The organism is Rhizobium sp. WYCCWR 11146 (genome assembly GCF_013591995.1).
Lineage (GTDB): Bacteria > Pseudomonadota > Alphaproteobacteria > Rhizobiales > Rhizobiaceae > Rhizobium > Rhizobium indicum.
In genome coordinates this window covers 76,246-83,051 of the sequence record NZ_JACCEY010000015.1, presented here as the reverse complement: position 1 = coordinate 83,051, position 6,806 = coordinate 76,246, and the positions used below count along the sequence as shown (strand labels likewise).

Here is a 6,806-nt window from a genome sequence, read left to right as displayed (position 1 = left end):
CCCCTGCCGCGACGCGGCAGGGGACGTCATCTCGTCTGAGGCGCGGTTCCTCGCATGCCCAAGCCGGATCACGACATGATGAATATTCGAATGGCAATGCCCGGCGAGGACGAGATCCTGGTCGGGCACTATCTGAAGATCTGGGATATCTACGGCACGCCGCCGGAGCACTATAGAGGGCGAGCGTTGGTTTCCCATCAAACTAAGCTACTGGATAACAAATAGAGAAAGACCCTTAGGAACCGTCGTCAGGTAGCCAAATCCTCAGTTTGCCGACTGACCTGAAGCCCAGCTTTGTCATTTCGTTTAGCGTTGCGCCACTGTCATAGCCGACTAGCGGCACTTCGGGTGAAAAGGCGATAGTGGCCAACGACATGGCATCCCTGAAGGCCTGCAGCGCACCAGTCAAGTTAAAGATATTGGAGATCCCTACAGCCGCGGTTGATCGATTTACGATGCAGCCCGCATCAAAACCGTCGCCGGCCCATCGGCCATAGATATGTATGTTGGGATCGGAAAGCAGGGCCGGTGTGAAGACGTTGGCATCGGTCTGGCTACCAGACGCTTTCCAGGAATGTTCCCAGCGCTCCAGTGCCGCTGCATCGCGAATGCGTGCCCAATCCTGAGGCGCACGCACTGAAATTCCGCGAGGTTCAGCCCAAATCCATGATGCGGAAAACAACAACTGGAACCCTTTGTTGACGAGATCGAGCCTGGAAAACCCGTCTTTGAAACCAGGTCGCCGTCCTAGCCGATCTGTCAGCCGACCGATTTCAATCAGCTGTTCCTCTGTTGCATCCGGGTCGAGTGTCGTCATGTTGGAATAGTAGGGGGGTGCGATCGCATCGCTTGACCAAAATGCACTGGTTCGCTGATCAGGCAGTCCATGGGCACGGAACATCGCCTGATACAGGTCTGCATTGTTAGCGGCACAAATGCGCGCTTTTTCTGCATCGGATCGTACCGTGTGTTTCGGGATATTGCTTTGCGAGGAGTTGCGTATCATAAGAAAATCCAGTTGCTCGGAGCGTCTGACACCTAGCCGGTGCATCCGCGATAGAGAGTTGAGCGGCTAGGCCAAGTTGCATCGCAGTTTCCGACGGCGAAGTTCCAGCACTAAAAAGCTTCACAGCGGCCTCGACTTTCTTGGTATCGAGTGGCTGGCGCCGCGGTTCTTTCCCTTGGCCTGCGCATCGGCGATGCCGTCGTTTGTCTACTCTGAGATCAACTGGCTCGATCTCAGCGCGGGCCGTCCGATCCGCCTACGCTTTCGCTCGGCCGGGTGCGATAAAAGTAGCGATCGTCGTCTCGTCATGGCCGGCCTCGCGCAGGAAGCGGCTGGCGAATTCGATGGCAGGGCTTCTAAGGGCCTCGTCCGGTCTAATCAGGTGAAAGGCCACATGGTAATCGAGCGTCCGCTCGGATACGGCGACGACGCGCCCGGTGGCCAGCGCGGCATCCGACAGCGGCGGCCGCGCGAGCGCGATTCCGAGGCCCTGGGCGCAGGCATCGATCACCAGATTGTAGTCCTCGAAGCGCCGATCGTGGCCGCGGGGTATATAGTCGACGCCCTCACGGGAGAGCCAGCGCCGCCAGCCTTCGATATTCGAATCGTGTAGGATCGGCAGATCGAGCAGCGCCGAGGCATCGGAACGCTGCCCGAGCCGCTCCGCCAGCGCCGGGGCGGCGATCGGAAACGATTTCTCCTGCCAGAGCGGCAGGGCGCGCACGCCGGCCCATGGTCCCTTGCCGCAGCGAATGGCAAGATCCGTGCCTTCGCCAAAATCCGCCAGCCGGTGTTCGAGCGTCAGCTCGACATGCAGCTCGTTTCCTTCGAGCTTCGGCAGGCGTTGAAACAGCCATAGCGAGGCGACAGAGGGCGTCACCGAAAGGCGCACCACCGCCTTGTTGCGGCGAGGCAGCCAGCGTTCGCCGCTATTGCCGAGCAGCGTAAGTGCTTCTTCCGCCCGCGCGAAAAACCGCATGCCTTCCGGCGTCAGGCGCACGCCTCGGGCTTCGCGGGCAAACAGGCGCACGCCCATCCAGCGCTCCAGGCGCGAGACCTGCCGCGACACTGCGCCGTGGGTGATGCCGCTTTCCTCGGCCGCAGCCGAAAACGATCCGAGCCGGGCGGCGCGGGCAAAGGTCTCGAGCGTATCGAGCGGCGGAAGCACTGGCGAGCTGTGAACCATACGCACATTTGATCATCGATTGCGATGCTTTTCAAGCACGCATCGAAGGCCTAATCACTGTCGCAGGAACATATGGAGGCGAAAATGAGCATGGCGGCAAGCGTACCGGTTTCGATGAAACAGCAAGGCGGGTTCGATTTGGTGGCCTTTGCGGCGATCGTCGTCACCATCCTCTCCTGGGCTTCCTCCTTCGTGGTGATCCGCATCTGTCTCGGACCACTGACGCCGATCGAACTGGCGACGGCGCGCTATGTGGCAGCCGGCGTCATCGCCCTCGTCTATCTCGTCATCTATCGGCCGATGCCGGAAAAACGCGATTTTTTCCGCCTCTCCGTTGCCGCCGTGCTCTTCATCGCCGCCTATGCGGTTCTGCTGAACACCGGCGAGCAGACCGTTGCGGCAGGACCGGCGAGCTTCATCATCAACACCATGCCCGTCTTCACCGCCCTCATTGCCACATTCGCGCTCGGCGAGCGCTTCGGCCGCTGGGGCTGGGTGGGCACCGCGGTTTCCTTTGGCGGCGTGGCGCTGATTGCGGTCGCTTCCGACGGCGGCTTCCAGCTCGATCCGAATGCCGTCCTCATCCTTGGCGCAGCGCTCTGCTCGGCGATCGCCAGCGTGCTGCAGAAGCCGCTGCTCGGGCGCTTGCCGGCGCTTGCCGTCACTGCCTGGATCCTGCTCATCGGTTCCGTGCCGCTGTTTCCGGCCGTCCCGGCGACGATTCAGGCGCTGGCCGCCGCACCGGCGGAGGTGAACTGGGGCGTTGCCTATCTCGTTATCTTTCCGACCGCGATCGGCTACCTCACCTGGGCAATCGCCCTGAAGCGGCTGACGGCCGCCCGTGCCTCGAATTTCCTCTACGGCGTTCCCCCGGTCGCCACGCTGATCGGGTTCGTCTGGCTGGGCGAAACGCCGACGGCGTTGGGCGCGGTCGGTGGCGTCATGGCAATCCTCGGCGTGCTCGTCGTCAACGTGATGCGGAAGCGGTAGCGTCGAATTCAGGCCGTGAAGGCGGCCTGGTAACAGTTAGGCATTGCGCAGCCGTTCGCTTTCTTTAAAACGAAAGCAGATCGAAAGGCGCGCGCTCATGTTCTTGACCGACCGGCAAACTGAAATCGTGGCGATTGCGAAGTCGAGCGGCAGGGTGCTGGTCGAGGAGCTCGCCTCCCGCTTTTCGGTGACGCCGCAGACGATCCGCAAGGACCTCAACGATCTCTGTGATGCGCAGGTGCTGACACGCATCCATGGCGGCGCCACATTCCCGAGCGGGACGGAGAACGTCAAATACGAAGCACGCCGCCAGATCGCCGCTTCCGAGAAACAGGCGATCGGCATTGCCGCGGTCGAGCTGATCCCGAGCGGGGCCTCGCTCTTCATCAATATCGGAACGACGACCGAGGCGGTGGGCGAGGCGCTCGCCGACCATCACGAGCTGATGGTCATCACCAATAATATCAATGTTGCCAATAGGTTACGTCTTTTCCCGGCGATCGAGGTCGTCATTGCCGGCGGCGTCGTGCGGGGTTCGGACGGCGGGATTGTCGGCGAGGCGGCCGTCGATTTCATCCGCCAGTTCAAGGTCGACTACGCCGTGATCGGCGCGTCGGCGATCGATATCGACGGCGCGCTTCTCGACTATGATTTTCGCGAAGTGAAGGTCGCCCAGGCCATCATCGCCAATGCCCGACATGTCATTCTCGTTGCCGATTCGACGAAGTTCGAACGCACCGCACCAGTCAGGATCGGCCAGCTTTCCCAGGTTCATACCTTCATCACCGATCACTGTCCGGTGCCGTCGATCCGCAATCTCTGCCTCGAAAACAATGTGAAACTGATCGAAACGAACGGCAGATTTCGCTAGACAGCGGTCCCTCGCAAACATTCGTTTGACATTCGTATTCCTTTCGTTTTAACTGTTGTTACTTTCGCAATTGCGCAAGTTTTGTGCGATGCGAAATCGACGGCGGGCTCGGAGGGGGAATTGGGCCGAAATATTCACGACATATTCGTCATCGGTGGCGGCATCAACGGCTGCGGCATTGCGCGCGACGCCGTCGGGCGCGGTTATTCGGTGGCGCTGGCGGAAATGAACGATTTCGCCTCGGGTACCTCGTCGGGCGCCACCAAGCTGATCCATGGCGGCCTGCGTTATCTCGAGCATTACGAGTTCCGCCTGGTGCGTGAATCGCTGATGGAGCGCGAGATCCTCTGGGCGATGGCGCCGCACATCATCTGGCCGCTGCGTTTCGTACTGCCCTACCACAAGGGCGGTATCCGTCCGGCCTGGCTGATCCGGCTTGGCCTCTTCCTTTACGATCATCTCGGCGGTCGCAAGCTGCTGCCGCCGACAGCCGTGCTCGACATGCGCCGCGATCCGGCCGGCAAGCCGCTGAAGGCGCTGTTTTCCAAGGCCTTCGAATATTCCGACGGCTGGGTCGACGATGCCCGCATGGTGGTGCTGAACGCCCGCGATGCCGCCGACAAGGGCGCGCTGATCATGCCGCGCACCAAGGTGGTGTCGGCAAGGCGCGAGAATGGCCTGTGGCATATCGAGACCACCGATACCCTCACCGGTCGCAATGACAACCATCAAGCCCGCATGTTGGTCAATGCCGCCGGTCCCTGGGTCGACCATGTCATTCGTTCCGCCATCGGCCAGAACGAAGCCCATCATGTCCGCCTCGTCCAGGGCAGCCATATCGTCGTGAAGAAGAAATTCGACGATGTGAGAGCCTATTTCTTCCAGAATCCCGATAACCGCATCATCTTCGCCATCCCCTACGAGGGCGACTTCACCCTGATCGGCACCACGGATCGCGACTATACCGCCGATCCCCGGGATGTCCGGATCTCCGAGGAGGAGACCATCTATCTCTGCAATGCAGCGTCTGAATATTTCAAGGAGCCGGTCAGGCCGGAGGATATCGTCTGGACCTATTCTGCGGTCAGGCCACTTTATGATGATGGCGCCTCGAAGGCGCAGGAGGCGACGCGTGACTATGTGCTGAAGCTGGAAGGCGAAGGTGACGCTGCGCCTCTGCTCAACGTCTTCGGCGGCAAGCTCACCACCTATCGCCGGCTTTCCGAACATGCGCTGGAGAAGATCGGTGCTTCGATCGGCGCCAAAGGCGCCCCGTGGACGGCCAAAAGCCATCTGCCGGGCGGCGACTTCGCGGTCAGGGGTTACGAAGCGGAGGTCGCCAAGCTGAAGCGGCGTTATTCGTTCCTCGCCGATCGGCATGCCCGCCGGCTGGTGCGCCGCTATGGCACCAGGGCCGAGGCGCTGCTTGGCGATGCCAGCGGCATCGACGATCTCGGACGGCTGTTCGGCGGCGATCTCTACGAGGCAGAGGTCACCTATCTCGTCGAACATGAATGGGCCCGGCACGCCGAAGACGTGCTGTGGAGGAGAACAAAGGATGGTCTGCGCCTTTCGAAGGAGCAGGCCCAGTCACTGGAGGAGTACATGGCTGCCATGCCGGCGATGGCCGGGTAGGAGTCATGTGGTCCCCGATGCGTGGAGGCACGGGAATCGGAATGCTGGAACTGCGAAACGCTGCCAAGATGGTGGGCGCGGACTATCATATCTATCCGACCGATCTGGTTCTCGAGCGAGGCACGCTGAACGTCCTGCTCGGGCCGACGCTCGCGGGTAAGACCTCTCTGATGCGGCTGATGGCGGGGCTTGACCGGCCGACCGGCGGCTCGATCCATTTCGACGGCACTGACGTCACCGGCATGCCGGTGCAGAAGCGCAACGTCGCCATGGTCTACCAGCAATTCATCAACTATCCGGCACTGACCGTCTACAACAACATCGCCTCGCCGATGCGCATATCGGGCAAGGATGGTGCCACGATCGACCGTGAGGTGCGCAAGGCGGCCGAGCTGTTGAAGCTCACGCCCTATCTCGACCGCACCCCGCTCAATCTGTCCGGCGGCCAGCAGCAGCGCACCGCGCTCGCTCGCGCACTCGTCAAGAATGCCAGCCTCGTGCTGATGGACGAGCCGCTCGCCAATCTCGATTACAAGCTGCGTGAGGAACTGCGCGAGGAACTGCCGAAGATCTTTGCCCAATCCGGCGCGATCTTCGTCTATGCGACGACCGAGCCTTCCGAGGCGCTCCTGCTTGGCGGCAATACCGCAACGCTGAACCAGGGCCGGGTGACTCAGTTCGGGCCGACGATCGAGGTTTATCGCCGACCCGTCAATCTCGCTACCGCCGGCATTTTCGCCGATCCGCCGCTGAACACCCTCGACGTGACGAAATCAGGCAACGTGTTCACGCGTCCGAGCGGGGTCACGATCTCGGTTCCCTCGCATCTGGCCGTCGTGCCGGATGGTCCTGTCACCATCGCCTTTCACCCGCACCATCTCGGCCTTGCGCCGCAGACCGGCGACGCGGCTCGCCTGCAGGCGCGCACGCTGGTTTCCGAGATCACCGGCTCGGAGAGCTTCGTTCACCTGGAATATGACGGTGTGCGCTGGGTCATGCTGGCGCATGGCATTCACGACATCGATCCCGACATGGAGGTCGAAGCTTTTCTCGACACCCGCCATCTGATGGCCTTCGGCAGCGACGGCCGCGCCATCGCTGCGGCCGGAAAGGTATAG

At 61.4% G+C, this 6,806-nt stretch carries 6 protein-coding genes and 1 pseudogene; 5 read left to right on the top strand and 2 right to left on the bottom strand.

Annotation, left to right across the window (positions count from 1 at the left end):
* Positions 1 to 54 precede the first annotated feature (54 nt).
* Positions 55 to 177: pseudogene (locus tag HX899_RS09115) on the top strand (GNAT family N-acetyltransferase); the annotation flags it as partial.
* 58 nt (positions 178 to 235) lie between these two features.
* On the opposite strand, the gene HX899_RS09110 reads toward HX899_RS09115, so the two are convergent.
* Together HX899_RS09110 and HX899_RS09105 are read right to left on the bottom strand one after the other, a co-directional pair.
* Positions 236 to 1,006 (bottom strand): hypothetical protein, encoded by a 771-nt coding sequence (locus HX899_RS09110; protein ID WP_181292278.1) that lies wholly within the window; start codon positions 1,004 to 1,006, stop codon positions 236 to 238.
* Positions 1,007 to 1,262: 256 nt separating this feature from the next.
* Positions 1,263 to 2,192 (bottom strand): LysR substrate-binding domain-containing protein, encoded by a 930-nt coding sequence (locus HX899_RS09105; protein WP_128406046.1) that lies wholly within the window; start codon positions 2,190 to 2,192, stop codon positions 1,263 to 1,265.
* 72 nt (positions 2,193 to 2,264) lie between these two features.
* Between HX899_RS09105 and HX899_RS09100 the strand changes: the two genes are divergently transcribed.
* The 4 genes from HX899_RS09100 to HX899_RS09085 all read left to right on the top strand — a co-directional run bounded on the left by HX899_RS09100 (position 2,265) and on the right by HX899_RS09085 (position 6,806).
* Entirely contained in the window at positions 2,265 to 3,182 is a 918-nt protein-coding gene (locus tag HX899_RS09100) for a DMT family transporter (RefSeq protein ID WP_181292277.1), read from the top strand.
* 97 nt (positions 3,183 to 3,279) lie between these two features.
* Positions 3,280 to 4,053 (top strand): DeoR/GlpR family DNA-binding transcription regulator, encoded by a 774-nt coding sequence (locus tag HX899_RS09095; RefSeq protein WP_003549541.1) that lies wholly within the window; start codon positions 3,280 to 3,282, stop codon positions 4,051 to 4,053.
* Positions 4,054 to 4,173: 120 nt separating this feature from the next.
* The gene (glpD, locus tag HX899_RS09090; protein ID WP_181292276.1) at positions 4,174 to 5,688 is read left to right on the top strand and encodes a glycerol-3-phosphate dehydrogenase; all 1,515 of its coding nucleotides are present in this window, start codon (positions 4,174 to 4,176) and stop codon (positions 5,686 to 5,688) included.
* A gap of 41 nt (positions 5,689 to 5,729) precedes the next feature.
* Positions 5,730 to 6,806 (top strand): ABC transporter ATP-binding protein, encoded by a 1,077-nt coding sequence (locus HX899_RS09085; protein ID WP_171599620.1) that lies wholly within the window; start codon positions 5,730 to 5,732, stop codon positions 6,804 to 6,806.